The 13,783-nt window shown below is 61.9% G+C and carries 17 protein-coding genes, 1 tRNA gene and 1 pseudogene; 14 read left to right on the forward strand and 5 right to left on the reverse strand.

The features are described from left to right. Positions 1 to 154 precede the first annotated feature (154 nt). The 10 genes from iscR (at position 155) to R5H30_RS07690 (ending at position 8,690) form a co-directional block, all read left to right on the forward strand. The gene (iscR, locus tag R5H30_RS07645) at positions 155 to 616 is read left to right on the forward strand and encodes a Fe-S cluster assembly transcriptional regulator IscR (RefSeq protein ID WP_318327558.1); all 462 of its coding nucleotides are present in this window, start codon (positions 155 to 157) and stop codon (positions 614 to 616) included. Positions 617 to 618: 2 nt separating this feature from the next. Beyond that, complete coding sequence (locus R5H30_RS07650) at positions 619 to 1,662, forward strand: cysteine desulfurase family protein (protein WP_318327560.1); 1,044 nt, start codon at positions 619 to 621, stop codon at positions 1,660 to 1,662. A gap of 15 nt (positions 1,663 to 1,677) precedes the next feature. Continuing rightward, positions 1,678 to 3,216: a Fe-S cluster assembly protein SufB gene (gene sufB / locus R5H30_RS07655; RefSeq protein ID WP_318327561.1), complete on the forward strand. Its 1,539-nt coding sequence runs from the start codon at positions 1,678 to 1,680 to the stop codon at positions 3,214 to 3,216. A gap of 70 nt (positions 3,217 to 3,286) precedes the next feature. Then, positions 3,287 to 3,607: a heavy metal-binding domain-containing protein gene (locus R5H30_RS07660; RefSeq protein ID WP_318327562.1), complete on the forward strand. Its 321-nt coding sequence runs from the start codon at positions 3,287 to 3,289 to the stop codon at positions 3,605 to 3,607. Positions 3,608 to 3,683: 76 nt separating this feature from the next. Then, positions 3,684 to 4,439, forward strand: a complete 756-nt coding sequence (gene sufC, locus R5H30_RS07665; protein WP_318327563.1) for a Fe-S cluster assembly ATPase SufC — start codon at positions 3,684 to 3,686, stop codon at positions 4,437 to 4,439. After that, positions 4,439 to 5,719, forward strand: a complete 1,281-nt coding sequence (sufD, locus tag R5H30_RS07670) for a Fe-S cluster assembly protein SufD (RefSeq protein WP_318327564.1) — start codon at positions 4,439 to 4,441, stop codon at positions 5,717 to 5,719. The genes sufC and sufD overlap by 1 nt, the downstream gene beginning before the upstream one ends. Continuing rightward, entirely contained in the window at positions 5,719 to 6,207 is a 489-nt protein-coding gene (locus R5H30_RS07675; RefSeq protein WP_318327565.1) for a YIP1 family protein, read from the forward strand. Before sufD ends, R5H30_RS07675 begins: the two co-directional genes overlap by 1 nt. Continuing rightward, entirely contained in the window at positions 6,204 to 6,800 is a 597-nt protein-coding gene (locus R5H30_RS07680; protein WP_318327566.1) for a YIP1 family protein, read from the forward strand. Before R5H30_RS07675 ends, R5H30_RS07680 begins: the two co-directional genes overlap by 4 nt. Beyond that, entirely contained in the window at positions 6,793 to 8,013 is a 1,221-nt protein-coding gene (locus R5H30_RS07685; RefSeq protein ID WP_318327567.1) for a cysteine desulfurase, read from the forward strand. The genes R5H30_RS07680 and R5H30_RS07685 overlap by 8 nt, the downstream gene beginning before the upstream one ends. A 600-nt stretch (positions 8,014 to 8,613) precedes the next feature. Next, a tRNA-Arg gene (locus R5H30_RS07690) sits at positions 8,614 to 8,690 on the forward strand. Between the two features lie 315 nt (positions 8,691 to 9,005). Here the strand turns inward: R5H30_RS07690 and R5H30_RS07695 are convergent. After that, positions 9,006 to 9,716 carry an IS6 family transposase gene (locus tag R5H30_RS07695; protein ID WP_318327568.1) on the reverse strand — a complete coding sequence of 237 codons (711 nt, stop codon included), beginning with the start codon at positions 9,714 to 9,716 and terminating at the stop codon, positions 9,006 to 9,008. A gap of 127 nt (positions 9,717 to 9,843) precedes the next feature. On the opposite strand from R5H30_RS07695, the gene R5H30_RS21760 reads away from it, so the two are divergent. Next, entirely contained in the window at positions 9,844 to 9,921 is a 78-nt protein-coding gene (locus tag R5H30_RS21760; protein ID WP_412105115.1) for a hypothetical protein, read from the forward strand. On the opposite strand, the pseudogene R5H30_RS07700 reads toward R5H30_RS21760, so the two are convergent. The 3 genes and pseudogenes from R5H30_RS07700 to R5H30_RS07705 form a co-directional block, all read right to left on the reverse strand. Beyond that, positions 9,919 to 10,227 (reverse strand): annotated as a pseudogene (locus R5H30_RS07700) (DDE-type integrase/transposase/recombinase); the annotation flags it as partial. The gene R5H30_RS21760 and the pseudogene R5H30_RS07700 sit on opposite strands and share 3 nt — an antisense overlap. A gap of 310 nt (positions 10,228 to 10,537) precedes the next feature. Further along, positions 10,538 to 11,389 carry a helix-turn-helix domain-containing protein gene (locus R5H30_RS21765; RefSeq protein ID WP_412105116.1) on the reverse strand — a complete coding sequence of 284 codons (852 nt, stop codon included), beginning with the start codon at positions 11,387 to 11,389 and terminating at the stop codon, positions 10,538 to 10,540. A 259-nt stretch (positions 11,390 to 11,648) separates the two neighbouring features. Beyond that, positions 11,649 to 11,867: a hypothetical protein gene (locus tag R5H30_RS07705; RefSeq protein WP_318327569.1), complete on the reverse strand. Its 219-nt coding sequence runs from the start codon at positions 11,865 to 11,867 to the stop codon at positions 11,649 to 11,651. Between R5H30_RS07705 and R5H30_RS21770 the strand changes: the two genes are divergently transcribed. Next, positions 11,841 to 12,389, forward strand: a complete 549-nt coding sequence (locus tag R5H30_RS21770; RefSeq protein WP_412105117.1) for a sensor histidine kinase — start codon at positions 11,841 to 11,843, stop codon at positions 12,387 to 12,389. The two genes, R5H30_RS07705 and R5H30_RS21770, sit on opposite strands and share 27 nt — an antisense overlap. A gap of 112 nt (positions 12,390 to 12,501) precedes the next feature. On the opposite strand, the gene R5H30_RS07715 is transcribed toward R5H30_RS21770, so the two are convergent. Continuing rightward, complete coding sequence (locus R5H30_RS07715) at positions 12,502 to 12,849, reverse strand: hypothetical protein (protein ID WP_318327571.1); 348 nt, start codon at positions 12,847 to 12,849, stop codon at positions 12,502 to 12,504. Between R5H30_RS07715 and R5H30_RS21775 the strand changes: the two genes are divergently transcribed. Both R5H30_RS21775 and R5H30_RS07720 read left to right on the forward strand, forming a co-directional pair. Beyond that, positions 12,733 to 13,278, forward strand: a complete 546-nt coding sequence (locus tag R5H30_RS21775) for an ATP-binding protein (protein WP_412105118.1) — start codon at positions 12,733 to 12,735, stop codon at positions 13,276 to 13,278. The two genes, R5H30_RS07715 and R5H30_RS21775, sit on opposite strands and share 117 nt — an antisense overlap. After that, the gene (locus R5H30_RS07720) at positions 13,275 to 13,724 is read left to right on the forward strand and encodes a ferritin-like domain-containing protein (protein WP_318327572.1); all 450 of its coding nucleotides are present in this window, start codon (positions 13,275 to 13,277) and stop codon (positions 13,722 to 13,724) included. The genes R5H30_RS21775 and R5H30_RS07720 overlap by 4 nt, the downstream gene beginning before the upstream one ends. Positions 13,725 to 13,783: the final 59 nt, after the last annotated feature.

Here is a 13,783-nt window from a genome sequence, read left to right on the forward strand (position 1 = left end):
GCGCCCGGAATTCTTGACGACTTCTCTCAGGCACCTTAGAACGGTTCTAATAAGGTGACCCCCGCGGGAGCGGCGGTGAAACACGGACTTAGGCACTTCGGCGGCATACGTCAATCATCTGGCGGCGGGGCGCGCCGATTCGGAGAAGCAGGCGATGAAGCTGTCGACCAAGGGGCGTTACGCGATGGTGGCATTGGCCGATATCGCCCTGCAACCCGACGAAAAGTTGGTCTCGCTCGGCGACATTTCCGAGCGCCAGGCGATTTCGCTGCCCTACCTCGAACAGCTTTTCGTCAAACTGCGCCGCGCGGACCTGGTGGTTTCGGTACGTGGCCCGGGCGGGGGCTACAGGCTGGCGCGTCCCGCCTCGGACATCCGAGTGGTCGATGTGCTCTCTGCCGTCGACGAGACCGTTAACGCGATGCACAAGGGCGCCGGGGCCTCGGGCGGCGCGTCGGGCAGCAAGGCGCAATCGCTGACCAACCGGCTCTGGGAAGGTCTGAGCGCGCATGTCTACGTGTTTTTGCACCAGACGCGCCTGTCGGACGTGATCGAGAACGATCTCGCGCCCTGTCCGGCGGTGCCGAACCTCTTCGCCGTCGTGGACGAGGTGTGAGCGTGGCGCGCGTCTACCTCGATCACAACGCGACCGCGCCGCTGCGCCCGGAAGCGCGGCAGGCGATGCTCGAGGCGATGGATCTAGTCGGGAATCCGTCCTCGGTCCACGCCGAGGGGCGCGCCGCCAAGGCGCTGCTCGAACACGCCCGGTCCCGGATCGCGACGGCGCTTGGTGCCGAGGGTGCGGATATCGTCTTTACCTCCGGCGCTACCGAGGCCGCGGCGCTGGCCTGCGCCGGGCGCGGGTTGCACGGGGGCGCGGTTGAACATGACGCGGTCGGCTCTTGGGTCGACGATACGCTAACCGTGGACGGCGATGGCGGCGTGACCGTGGCCGAACCGGGCATGTCGGTGTTGCAGGCCGCAAACTCGGAAACAGGCGTCTTGCAGGACCTCCCCGAGGAGCTTGCGGTCAGCGACATGACCCAGGCCTTCGGCAAGGTGCCTGTCGATTTCGATGCCTCCGGGGTGCGTATGGTGCTGATCTCGGCGCACAAGCTTGGCGGGCCGAAAGGCGTTGGTGCGCTGGTGCTGCGGCGCGGGCAGGAAGTCCCGGCCCGGATCCGCGGTGGCGGGCAGGAGATGGGACGCCGGTCAGGCACCGAGAATCTTGTCGGCATCGCGGGTTTCGCCGCCGCCGCCGAGGCTGCGGCCGGCGATGTGGCGTCGGGCCGGTGGGAGCGTATCGAGCAACTTAGAAATATTCTAGAAAAGGCTCTTGAGGCTGCCGCCAAGACGACTATTTTTGTCGGGAAAGGTCGGCCCCGCCTTCCCAACACGTCATGCTTCACGACACCGGGATGGAAGGGTGAGAGCCAGGTCATTCAGATGGACCTCGCCGGATACGCGATCAGCGCAGGCTCGGCCTGTTCGAGCGGCAAGGTGCGCGCCAGCCGCGTGCTGAGTGCCATGGGGTTCGATGGGGATGCGGCGGCCAGCGCGGTGCGCGTGTCGCTGGGGCTTGAGACGACCGAGAACGACGTGCTGCGCTTTGCTGAAAGCTGGCTCGCCAAGGAACACAAACATCGCGCCCGCGCGGCGTGAGGAATGGAGACTGACATGGCTGCACTCGATCACCCGGTGATGGACGCAACACAGGTCAAGGAAGGCGTGGACCAGGAAACGGTCGACGCGGTGCGCGAGGTCGGCGGCAAGTACAAGTACGGCTGGTCGACCGATGTCGAGATGGAATACGCGCCGAAAGGCCTGACCCCAGAGATCGTGCGCCTGATCAGCGAAAAGAACGAGGAGCCCGAGTGGATGACCGAATGGCGGCTCGGCGCCTACGAGCGCTGGCTGACCAAGACCGAACCGGACTGGGCCATGGTCGACTATCCCGAGATCGACTTCCAGGACCAGTACTATTACGCCCGGCCGAAGTCGATGGAGGTGAAGCCGAAGTCACTCGACGAGGTCGATCCGAAGCTGCTCGAGACCTACGACAAGCTCGGCATCCCGCTGAAAGAGCAGATGATCCTCGCCGGTGTCGAAGGCGCCGAGGATGCGCCCGCCGAAGCGCGCAAGGTCGCCGTCGACGCGGTGTTCGATTCGGTCTCGGTCGGCACGACCTTCCAGAAAGAGCTGCGGGACGCGGGCGTGATCTTCTGCTCGATCTCCGAGGCGGTCCGCGAGCATCCCGAACTGGTTAAAAAGTACCTCGGCTCCGTCGTACCCGTCAGCGACAACTTCTACGCCACGCTAAACTCGGCTGTGTTTTCGGACGGCTCGTTCGTCTACGTGCCGCCGGGCGTGCGCTGCCCGATGGAGCTGTCGACCTACTTCCGGATCAACGCCGAGAACACCGGCCAGTTCGAGCGCACGTTGATCATCGCCGACAAGGGATCCTACGTGAGCTACCTCGAAGGCTGCACGGCGCCGCAGCGCGACACCTCGCAGTTGCACGCCGCCGTGGTCGAGATCATCGTCGAGGAAGATGCCGAGGTGAAATACTCCACCGTGCAGAACTGGTACCCCGGCGACGAGGACGGCAAGGGTGGCATCTACAACTTCGTCACCAAGCGCGCCGATTGCCGCGGCGACCGGGCCAAGGTGATGTGGACCCAGGTCGAGACGGGCTCGGCCGTGACCTGGAAGTACCCGTCCTGCATCCTGCGCGGCGACGACAGCCAGGGCGAATTCTACTCGATCGCCATCACCAACAATCACCAGCAGGCCGATACCGGCACCAAGATGGTGCACCTGGGCAAGCGCACCAAGTCGCGCATCGTCTCCAAGGGCATCTCGGCGGGCAAGGCGCAGAACACCTATCGCGGGCTGGTCTCGATGCACCCGAAGGCCAAGGAGTCGCGCAACTATACGCAATGCGACAGCCTTCTGATCGGCTCGGACTGCGGAGCGCACACGGTGCCCTACATCGAGGTCAAGAACAACTCGAGCCGGGTCGAGCACGAGGCGACGACCTCGAAGGTCGATGACGATCAGCTCTTCTATTGCCGTTCGCGCGGCATGGATGAGGAAGAGGCGGTGGCGCTCGTGGTCAACGGCTTCTGCAAGGACGTGCTGCAAGCGCTGCCCATGGAGTTCGCGATGGAAGCCCAGCAGCTGGTCGCCATCTCGCTCGAAGGGTCGGTCGGCTGACCGGAATTTTGCAAAATTCCGGGCCGGTTTCTTGCAAGAAACCGGAGCCGGGCGAAACGGGACCGCGCGGATGATCGTCACCACGACCCACACTGTCGAAGGCCATGCCATCACCGCCTATAAGGGTATCGTGGTGGGCGAGGCGATCATGGGCGCGAACGTCTTCCGCGATTTCTTCGCCCAGATCACCGACGTGGTCGGCGGGCGCTCGGGCGCCTACGAGAGCAAGCTGCAGGACGCGCGCGAAACCGCGCTGGGCGAGCTCGAAGCGCGCGCCCGCACGCTCGGGGCCAATGCGGTCGTCGGCGTCGATCTAGACTACGAGGTTGTTGGGGACTCGATGCTGATGGTCTCGGCTTCAGGGACCGGCGTGGTGATCCAGGAAACATGAGCTTTGGCCCGCAAGGGCCTGTGATAGAAAAGATTTTATCCGCCAGCGCGGCGGGTGCCGAGAAGAGGACGAAAAAATGCTGAGCATCCGGAACCTGCAGGTCAAACTCGAAGAAGAGGACAAGCAGATCCTGAAGGGCGTCGATCTCGACGTCGAACCGGGCAAGGTCCATGCGATCATGGGGCCGAACGGGTCGGGCAAGTCGACGTTGTCTTACGTGCTGTCCGGCAAGGACGGCTACGAGGTCACGGGCGGCACCGCGACGCTCGACGCGGCGGATCTGCTCGAGATGGAACCCGAGGAACGCGCCGCGGCAGGCCTGTTCCTGGCGTTTCAGTACCCGGTGGAAATTCCCGGCGTCGGCAACATGACCTTCATGCGCACAGCCGTGAACGCACAGCGCAAGGCGCGCGGGCAGGAGGAGATGTCGGCAGCCGAGTTTCTCAAGGCTGTGCGCGCCCGCGCCAAGGATCTCAAGATCGACGCCGAGATGCTCAAGCGTCCGGTGAACGTCGGCTTCTCCGGCGGCGAAAAAAAGCGGAACGAGATCCTACAGATGGCGATGCTCGAGCCCAAGATGTGCATCCTCGACGAAACGGACTCGGGACTCGACGTCGACGCGATGAAGCTGGTGGCGGACGGTGTGAACGCGCTGCGGTCCGAGGGACGCGGCTTTCTGGTGATCACGCACTATCAGCGCCTGCTCGACCATATCAAACCGGACGTGGTGCATATCATGGCCGACGGCCGCATCGTGAAAAGCGGCGGGCCGGAACTGGCGCTCGAGGTCGAGAACAACGGCTACGCCGACATCCTCGCCGAGGTGGCGTGATGGCCGAGGCGGCACGCAACCAGGACCCGACCGAGGCACGGATTGCCGCGCTCGACCTGCCGCGCGGCGGCTGGAGTGCCGCGGCGCGCGACGAGGCGCTCGCGCGGGTGCGCGCGTCCGGCCTACCGCAGCGGCGCGACGAGTACTGGAAATACACCCGGCCCGACACGTTGGTTCAGCCCGAGGCACCGGCCGCATCGCTGTTCGAGGCCGACGAGGCGCCGCTGTTCGGTGAGATCGACCGCCTGAAGATCGTCTTCGTCGACGGCGTGTTCGACGCCGAAGCTTCGGACGATCTGGCGGGCGAGAACATCCGCATCGAACGTCTGGCCGAGGCCACCGCAGACATCCACTGGGCGCGTGATCTCTATGGCGTGCTCGAGGCGCGCGGGCAGAACCCGGTGGCGCGGCCGCTCGCGGCGCTCAACACCGCCTTTGCGCAGGACGGGTTGCTCATGCACGTCACAGGCAAGGTTTCTCGCCCGGTCAGCGTGCAGTATCACCACCGCTCCGAGACTTCCGACGCGATGCTGCACCACGTCGTGCGGCTCGATCAAGGTGCCGAGCTGACGCTGCTCGAGAACGGCCCGGCGGCGGCCCGGTTCAACAAGGTGCTCGAGGTCGACGTGGCCGACGGCGCGACCTTCCACCACGTGCGCGCTCAGGGCCGCGACCACGAACGCCGGGCGGCCACGCATATTTTTGCCCGGCTCGGGACCGAGTCGGTGTTCAAGTCCTTCACCCTGACGGCCAACGGCGTGCTGACCCGCAACGACTGCGTGATCGAACTGACCGGCGACGACGCGGTGGCGCATGTCGCGGGTGCCTGTGTCGGGGACGGCGATTTCCACCACGACGATACGGTGTTCATCACCCATGATGCCGAGCGCTGCGAAAGCCGGCAGGTGTTCAAGAAGGTCCTGCGCAACGGTGCCACGGGTGTCTTCCAGGGCAAGATCCTCGTGAAACCGGGCGCGCAGAAGACCGATGGCTACCAGATCAGCCAGTCATTGCTGCTCGACGACGACAGCCAGTTCCTGGCGAAGCCCGAACTCGAGATCTATGCCGACGACGTGGCCTGCTCGCACGGTTCGACCTCGGGGGCGATCGACGAGACGGCGCTGTTCTACCTGCGCTCGCGCGGTGTGCCGCATGTGCAGGCGGTGAACCTGCTGACGCTCGCCTTTCTGGCCGAGGCGGTGGAGGAGATTGACGACGAGACTCTGCGGGACGAGATCGTCGGACGCCTCGAAGGCTGGCTGGACCGGCACATCGGCTGATGGCGGTCACGCAGGATATCTGGCAGACCTACCGCGGCCCGTCCCGCGTGGTCGGGCGTCTGTTGCAGGACGGCCGGCAGGAGGTGCGCGCGCTGCTTTTCGCGCTGATCGCCTGCGCGCTCGTCTTCGTGGCCCTTGCGCCCTACCAGGCGCGCGAGGCGGCGCTGAACCCCGAAGGACCGCTGTCGGTTCGACTCTACTGGAGCGCCTTCCTGTGGATTTTCGTCATGCCGCTCCTGCTTTATGTGGTCTCGACCGCGATCTGGCTGATATTCAGGCTTTTTGGTTCGCGCAGAACCGCTTACGAGGTGCGGCTCACGCTGTTCTGGGCGCTGCTTGCGGCGTCTCCCGTGCTGCTTCTGCTGGGTCTTGTGCTGGGTCTGATCGGGCCCGGACTACAGGCGCAGATCGTCGGCGTGGTATGGGCTGCGGTGGTGCTCTGGTTCTGGATCGGCGGACTTTTCGGCGCGGGGCGGGCGACGGCATGAGCACGCGGATCGACTGGGGCGGGCTTGCCCTGCTGACCCTGCGCGCGCCCTCCGAGGCGGCGCACATCGTGACTGGCTTGAACCTACCGCGCGACGTGCTCTGGAGCGCGCTGGCGCTGGTCGCCATTTTCAACACGGTGCTCTTCTCGGTCTCCGAGATGATCTCTCCGGTTTCGACACCGATCCCGGACACCTTCGCCAACCCATTCGTGTTCTTTGTGATCGTGGCCGGCGGTCTCCTGGTCAGCGTCGCCGCCTTCTACTGGACCGGCCGGGTGCTCGGGTCTTCGGCGTCCTCCATCGACGACCTTCTGGCGCTGATGGTCTGGCTGCAGGCGTTGCGCGCCGCGGCGCAGGCGGTGGTCATCGTGCTGATGGTTGTCTCGCCGGTACTCGGCTCGCTGCTGGTCTTCGCGGCCAGTATTTTCGCGGTCTGGATCCTGCTGCATTTTCTCAGCGTCGGGCTGAAGCTCGATTCGCTCTGGCGCGCCTTCGGCGTTCTCGTCGCCGGTTCGCTCGCGCTGATCCTGGGGCTTTCCGTGATCCTCTCCTTCACCGGCATCGGAGCTATGGGGCTGAACTCGAATGTATGATGTGAACGCGATCCGTGCCGATTTCCCGATCCTGTCGCGCGAGGTGAACGGCAAGCCCTTGGTCTACCTCGACAACGGCGCCTCGGCACAGAAGCCGCAGGTGGTGATCGACGCCGTGACCACCGCCTATGCGCAGGAATATTCCAACGTCCATCGCGGGCTGCACTTCCTGTCCAACCTCGCAACCGAGAAATACGAGGCCGTGCGCGGCACCGTGGCCCGCTTTCTCAATGCCGGGTCCGAGCGCGAGATCGTTCTGAACTCGGGCACCACCGAAGGCATCAACATGGTCGCCTACGGCTGGGCGATGCCGCGGATGCAGGCCGGCGACGAGATCGTTCTGTCGGTGATGGAGCATCACGCCAACATCGTGCCCTGGCACTTCCTGCGCGAGCGGCAGGGCGTCGTGCTGAAATGGGTCGACACGGACGCCACGGGGGCGCTCGATCCGCAGGCGGTGATCGACGCCATCGGGCCGAAAACCCGGCTGGTGTCGGTAACGCACCTGTCGAACGTTCTCGGAACCCGGGTCGACGTGAAGGCGATCACGCAAGCGGCGCACGAGAAGGGCGTGCCGGTGCTGGTCGATGGCTCGCAGGGTGCCGTACACCAGCCGGTCGACGTGCAGGACATCGGCTGCGATTTCTACGCCATCACCGGTCACAAGCTCTACGGTCCGTCGGGTTCCGGTGCGATCTACGTTCGCAAGGAGCGCCTCGACGAGATGCGCCCCTTCATGGGCGGGGGCGACATGATCCGCGAGGTCAGTAAGGATACCGTGACCTACGCCGATCCGCCGATGAAGTTCGAGGCCGGCACGCCGGGCATCGTTCAGACCATCGGTCTTGGCGCGGCTTTGGAATACCTGATGGCGCTCGGCATGGACCACGTGGCCACGCACGAGAACCGGCTGCGCGACTACGCGCTAGAGCGGCTTGGCGGGCTGAACTGGCTGCAGATGCAGGGCACGACGCCCGACAAGGGCGCGATCTTCAGCTTCACGCTCGACGGCGCCGCTCACGCCCATGACATCTCGACCATTCTCGACAAGAAGGGCGTCGCGGTCCGAGCAGGGCATCACTGCGCCGGGCCGCTGATGGATCACCTCGGCCTGACCGCGACCTGCCGCGCCTCCTTCGGGCTCTACAATACCACCGGTGAGGTCGACGTGCTGGTCGACGCGCTCCAACTGGCGCACGAGCTCTTCCAGTAGCCTGCGGTCTTTCGGATTTTGCGATTGCGGGCACGCGGCGCCGTCGGTATACGAGCCTCGTGCGGACCCATAGCTCAGCTGGATAGAGCGCTGCCCTCCGAAGGCGGATGTCAAGTCTGGCGATGACGAAAGGTGCCGGAAGAAAGAAGTGACTAAACAACGGCTTGAGCGGATATCGGGTTCGCTCTTCAAGGAGCCGAAAATCTCGCGTAAGCATGGCGTAAGCATCTCGCGAACGGTATGCACCCGTAGCTCAGCTGGATAGAGCGCTGCCCTCCGAAGGCGGATGTCAAGTCTGGCGATGACGAAAGGTGCCGGAAGAAAGAAGTGACTAAACAACGGCTTGAGCGGATATCGGGTTCGCTCTTCAAGGAGCCGAAAATCTCGCGTAAGCATGGCGTAAGCATCTCGCGAACGGTATGCACCCGTAGCTCAGCTGGATAGAGCGCTGCCCTCCGAAGGCGGATGTCAAGTCTGGCGATGACGAAAGGTGCCGGAAGAAAGAAGTGACTAAACAACGGCTTGAGCGGATATCGGGTTCGCTCTTCAAGGAGCCGAAAATCTCGCGTAAGCATGGCGTAAGCATCTCGCGAACGGTATGCACCCGTAGCTCAGCTGGATAGAGCGCTGCCCTCCGAAGGCAGAGGCCAGAGGTTCGAATCCTCTCGGGTGCGCCAATTAACTCAACAAAATCAGAATGATACGGCTTATGTCCGAAATGGATCGGTGGGCGTGCAAAAGTCTGACGTAAGCATTACGCGTCGGTCGCTTCGAGATATTCCAGGATTTTCAATACGATGACCGGTTCGTCACGTAAGCACGCCATTTCCCGAGGCGGTGCGACAACTTTCCTCATAAAAACAGCCTTTAGAATTTCCTGCTCATCGCGAACCAGTGCTTACGCGGCCATTCCGCGGAAGTAAGCAGCTCACTCGGGCGAGCTCTGTTGCGTTAGTGCGCAGCCCGTCAAGTGGCCCTTCTGCTCATTGGGACTACGCAGCAGCCTTGAACAGGTTTGCAACGAATGCCGCTTCGTTCAAGACACCGGGCTCGTTGTTCGCGAAATGGCCCTTCTTGATGGCCTGGTGGGTTTCGATGCCTTTCAGAGTGTTCGTGGCTGAGGTCATCTTTCGGAAGTCCCGTTTTGGACGAAGGAGCTGTTTCAAAGCGGCGTGGTCGGCTTCGATCTTGTTGTTAAGATGTTTGCGGTCGACATGTCGGTTGCGATCGTCGGGACCATTCCCAAAATTCATCTCTTCGATCACTTTCGCATAGCTATGTGCCTTATCTGTTATGATGGTCATCGGGTGGTAAAATCGGACTGTTTCGCTAGCTTGGCGCATGAACGCCCTTGCAGCGCTGGCGTTTCGGCGTGCCGTTAGCCGGAAATCGATGAGCTGTCCGCGCTGATCCACGGCTCGCCACAGGTAACACCACCGACCGTTCACTCGAACATAGGTTTCATCCACATGCCATTGGAGCCCACGCCAAGATCGATGTCGGCCATGTGCGCGCTTACGGATCTCTGGTCCAAACTTTTGGACCCACCGGTAAATCGTCGCCGCGTCGACTGTTATTCCTTGTTCGGCCAAAAGATCGCGCACATCACGGTAGGACAGAGGGTACCGACAATACCAACGAACCGCCATGAGGATCACATCCTTCGGAATTCGGTGCTGATTGAACGGATTTCGACGCGGCATGCGCACCTCCTGAATGCTTGGACCAAGCCTGCCTTGCCAACTAGGCTAACGCAACAGAACCCGCTCACCAGACTCAGGACTTGAAAGGGCAAGAAAGATGAAGATCGGAATCATTGGAGCACGAAATATGGGGCGCGCTATCGGCGTGCGTCTCTCCCACGCCGGACATGAAGTTGCCTTTGGATCGCGACGGGCAGCGCAGTGACAGCATGCCATTGTTCGTGTGTTTGCGCCTCGGGTTGTAGAACAGCTCAATGTATTCGAAGACGTCCTGCCTTGAGTCGCCGCGGGTCGGATATGTCCTGCGCTTGATCCTCTCGCGCTTCAGCAGCTGGAAGAAACTTTCGGCGACCGCGTTGTCGTGGCAATTGCCTCGTCTGCTCACGCTGGGTTCCAAGTTGTGCTGGCGCAGGAACGTCTGCCATTCCCGGCTGGTGAACTGAGAGCCCTGATCGGAATGTACTGTGACCTAGTCAGTTGGCTTGCGCCGCCAGACGGCCATCAACAGGGCCTATATGCAAGAGCGGCGCTGCGTCCGCGCAAAGGAGTTGCAGGTTGGCACACGCCTGCCGTTGATCGAAGTTGCGTTACGCTACGGTTTCTCCAGCGGGGCCCACTTAATCGTGCGATCTGCAAGAGATACAAAATTTCGGTAACGTCCATTTCTGAAAATTTTTTTGCAGTGAATCGAACACGTCGCAACTTTCCCACCTATTGTAATTCTTCACTCCACTTTTGAGGTTCAAGCAATTACGGAACTCGGCCCCTTTCTGCATATTGCCGGTCTGTTGAATCGTGTTGGTTGTCAACAATACCTGACATCATGGAGCATTTCTTCTCACCTGACCGGGCGTTGCGCCAAGGACCTTCGTGAAGACTTCCGTCATGTGGCTTTGCGATGCGAAGCCGCAATCGTAAGCAATCTCTACGATCGGGTCGTCCGATTGCCTCAATCGGCGCTTCGCGTGCGCCAACCTGCGTTCAACGACGTATCGGTGAGGACTCCTGCCGGTCGCTTCGCGAAACATCCGTGCGAAATGGTACGTGCTCACGCCGGCGACCGCGGCGAGACTCTTGAGCGTGTGGTTCGCCTGAAGGTCCTGCTCGATGTGATCAAGGACGCTCTGGACTCGTCTGGAGACTGCAGACGGGCTGGGCTCAGGGTGTTTTGGCGCTCCAAGGTTCTTCGAGACGCGCATCAGGAGCAATGTCGCGACCGCGTCCACCTGTTCTAGAGTAGGCCGTTCAGACTGTGACTGCCAACAGCTTGAAAGTTGTCTTGCAATCACGACCAACGCCTCGTCCCTTTCGTGAAGGCATGGCCCCAGTTTGACTGCATCGGGGACGTTTCCACCATTCGAACCATTGCATGGCTTTGCATGAAGCAGGCTCGGTTCAAACGACATCTGGATACTCCACCCGGACCGGGAGGCGGTTATTTCGCGTTCTTCCGCGCCTGGCAGGAATACAAATGTCGAAGGCGGCGCCGGGCCGGTCGCCGTGGCTATTCCGGAAATCTCGTACGCGGCTTCGGATTTGCCTAGGTGGATGTCCAGAAAATGCCGGCCGGCAGGAACTGTAATTCGACATGCTCCGGGCGGCCGCACCACCAATGTGTAATCAGGCTGCTCGAAGAAGTGAAAACCCGCGGAAGAGTGATCACGCCTATGCATCGCTATATGGTCCCGAATGACGGCATGCTCGGTAATATGCGAGCTGAGCGCACCCAACTCTTCTGGCCCTCGCTACTTTTCGAAATCTTGCTCCACGCGGCGCGCCGAGGTGCTCGACACCTCGCGACAACAGGATTCAGCAAACCTGCGAAAGACCGGTGTGGCTCGCGCGATCTAGGTTCGTTGAACGACGGTTGAGATCGGGACCAAATGGCCCGGTCGGCGGGATTGGGAGGTGAGCGTGCAACACGACAATCATCTAAAGCTTCGCGGTGTCGCGCACGACATCAATGGACTGATGGCGCGGGCAGGCCTTGCAGCCGAACTGCTCTGTGACCATTCCGATCTTGCAGTGAAGAAGCATGCCGATCGAATCAGGCGATCGATTGACCTCGTGGCAGAGATTTGCTCGCAGATACGGAACGATCTGTCGCATCGATCCGAGCGCCCCATGACGACGCAGTGCATTGAGCTTCAAGTCCTACAGGTCGTGCGTCTCGTCGAAGTCGAAGCGCTTGCGAGGAGGTGGGACATCGATTTCAGAACACAAATCGATCCGAGCCTCTCCCTCACCTGCGATCCAACGTCCTTGTTTCGAATCCTTTTCAATCTGACAGTAAACGCGGCAGCAGCGGTCGCCGCTCACGGGGGGTCCTTCGTCTCGGTTGGTGTCACGTGCTACAAATCCGAAGTCCGTTTCGAAATCCGGGATGACGGGCCCGGATTGCCCGACCATGTCGTTGGCTTCCTTCTGCCCCGTGCCGACGGCATAGTCCCATCCGGTGGAAGACTGGGGTCGGGCTTGATCACCTGCTGTGCCCTCGCCCGAGATATGGCGGGCGAACTGCGCCTTCTTGACACCTCCCCAACTGGCACCGCGTTCCGGCTTGTCCTTCCAAGAGGATCGACGTCCGGTGACCCCTCGTTGTTCACGAAAAGACGCTGCCCATGTTCGGGTGATGTAGCAGATCATCCAGCGTGCGAACATGTCGGATACTGAAGAGCTCCCTGTGACTGCCCGCAGCGCCGGAACAGCCCCTGTTCCGACCTTTCTCCCCATACTCCCGCGGGCAGACCTGAGGCGGGCGGCGCTGCCGTCCGCCTCCTTTTCTTCAAAGATTGGCAAGCCAGCCGACGCCGGATGCGACTGCGCGCGCCCCGATTATGGCGTAAAAGATGATGTCAATCGACGGATGGAGACAATCTTGAACGCAACCAGACTCAACTCCCGTAACGACCCACGTCTTCTCGCCGAGCAAGGTCTCATCGCGGAGGCCGCCAAGAAGATCGTCCAGACCCGCCCCACTGGAGCACGGGACGTCGACGACGTCGCCTGGTTCGACTTGGACGGACTCTGCGGCCTTCTGGTCGAGATCGATGGTGCCGTTGCAAACGGTCGGACGTCTGCGACTGAACCCTACGCGCTGAACCTTCAATCCGAGGGTCAAATTGAGTTCCAATGCAGCGCTTCGACCCTCGTCGGGATCGCCTTCAATCTCATGGCGAACGCGTCTGCAGCCCTCGAAGGACGGGACGGTGGCCGACTAGACATATTTGTCTGTCAGCATGACGGACGAGTGTTTCTGCAGGTCGCCGACAATGGACCCGGCATGCCCGTTCAAGTGTGCGAATGGTTCGTTGCGGTGCGACGCGCTCCGTCCGAAGCGATCGGAAGCGTGGGAACCGGTCTCCAAACGGTCCGGTCACTTGTCAGCGAGGCTGGCGGCACCTTCAATCTGCTCCATACTGGCGGGGAAGGAACCCGTCTCGGGATCGACATGCCGGCTGCGGGTGCCCCCCGCCCCGATGGTCCTGTTTCGGGCGGACGGGTCGCCGGCATAACAGATGTCGCCGCTCTTGCCTCGCGAGCCGTGAGAGGTGCGCGATGAACGGCCAGACCGACCTATGTGACGCGCTCTGCCATGTATTGGGCAACACCTGCCGGATCGGCCGAACCACCAAGAGCTATGAATGGAATGTCCAGGGCAAGGGCGCTCTTATGGCCGAGGCGTGCTTTCGGGAGCAAGCCTCTGAACTGGAGGTCGCGATCGAGCACCTCGCGAGGCACATCGTTGGTCTCGGCGGCCGAGCCATTCTCGACTATTCCGATGCGGTTGTGGAGGTGAATCCTCCAACGACTTCCGACGTCCCGGACCTCGCCACAATGGTCCGCAACCTGAAAGAAGGCCACACGCAGGCAGGCTTATCGGTGAACGCGGCCAACGATCTGGCCAGAGAGGCCGATGAGGTTGCATCCGTCAAGCTGCTGGCTGACCGCCTCGAGGCACACCGCGGGCATGGCAGACGGCTGTTCTTGCTCGCAGCCGACGTGTGAACCCTGGCTTCGCAAGAATTTGAAAAACTAGATTCTCAGAAATGATATTCTTTCCGGAA

Origin of the sequence: Roseobacter sp. FCG-D35 (assembly GCF_033436665.1) — a bacterium.
Lineage (GTDB): Bacteria > Pseudomonadota > Alphaproteobacteria > Rhodobacterales > Rhodobacteraceae > JAWQFO01.

Excerpts from the sequence above, each read along its gene's own strand:
- iscR (WP_318327558.1), top strand. The coding sequence starts at position 155 with ATGAAGCTGTCGACCAAGGGGCGTTACGCGATGGTGGCATTGGCCGAT.
- sufB (WP_318327561.1), top strand. The coding sequence starts at position 1,678 with ATGGCTGCACTCGATCACCCGGTGATGGACGCAACACAGGTCAAGGAA.
- R5H30_RS07660 (WP_318327562.1), top strand. The coding sequence starts at position 3,287 with ATGATCGTCACCACGACCCACACTGTCGAAGGCCATGCCATCACCGCC.
- sufC (WP_318327563.1), top strand. The coding sequence starts at position 3,684 with ATGCTGAGCATCCGGAACCTGCAGGTCAAACTCGAAGAAGAGGACAAG.
- sufD (WP_318327564.1), top strand. The coding sequence starts at position 4,439 with ATGGCCGAGGCGGCACGCAACCAGGACCCGACCGAGGCACGGATTGCC.
- R5H30_RS07675 (WP_318327565.1), top strand. The coding sequence starts at position 5,719 with ATGGCGGTCACGCAGGATATCTGGCAGACCTACCGCGGCCCGTCCCGC.
- R5H30_RS07680 (WP_318327566.1), top strand. The coding sequence starts at position 6,204 with ATGAGCACGCGGATCGACTGGGGCGGGCTTGCCCTGCTGACCCTGCGC.
- R5H30_RS07685 (WP_318327567.1), top strand. The coding sequence starts at position 6,793 with ATGTATGATGTGAACGCGATCCGTGCCGATTTCCCGATCCTGTCGCGC.
- R5H30_RS07695 (WP_318327568.1), bottom strand. The coding sequence starts at position 9,716 with ATGCCGCGTCGAAATCCGTTCAATCAGCACCGAATTCCGAAGGATGTG.
- R5H30_RS21760 (WP_412105115.1), top strand. The coding sequence starts at position 9,844 with ATGGGGCGCGCTATCGGCGTGCGTCTCTCCCACGCCGGACATGAAGTT.
- R5H30_RS21765 (WP_412105116.1), bottom strand. The coding sequence starts at position 11,389 with ATGCATAGGCGTGATCACTCTTCCGCGGGTTTTCACTTCTTCGAGCAG.
- R5H30_RS21770 (WP_412105117.1), top strand. The coding sequence starts at position 11,841 with ATGACGACGCAGTGCATTGAGCTTCAAGTCCTACAGGTCGTGCGTCTC.
- R5H30_RS07720 (WP_318327572.1), top strand. The coding sequence starts at position 13,275 with ATGAACGGCCAGACCGACCTATGTGACGCGCTCTGCCATGTATTGGGC.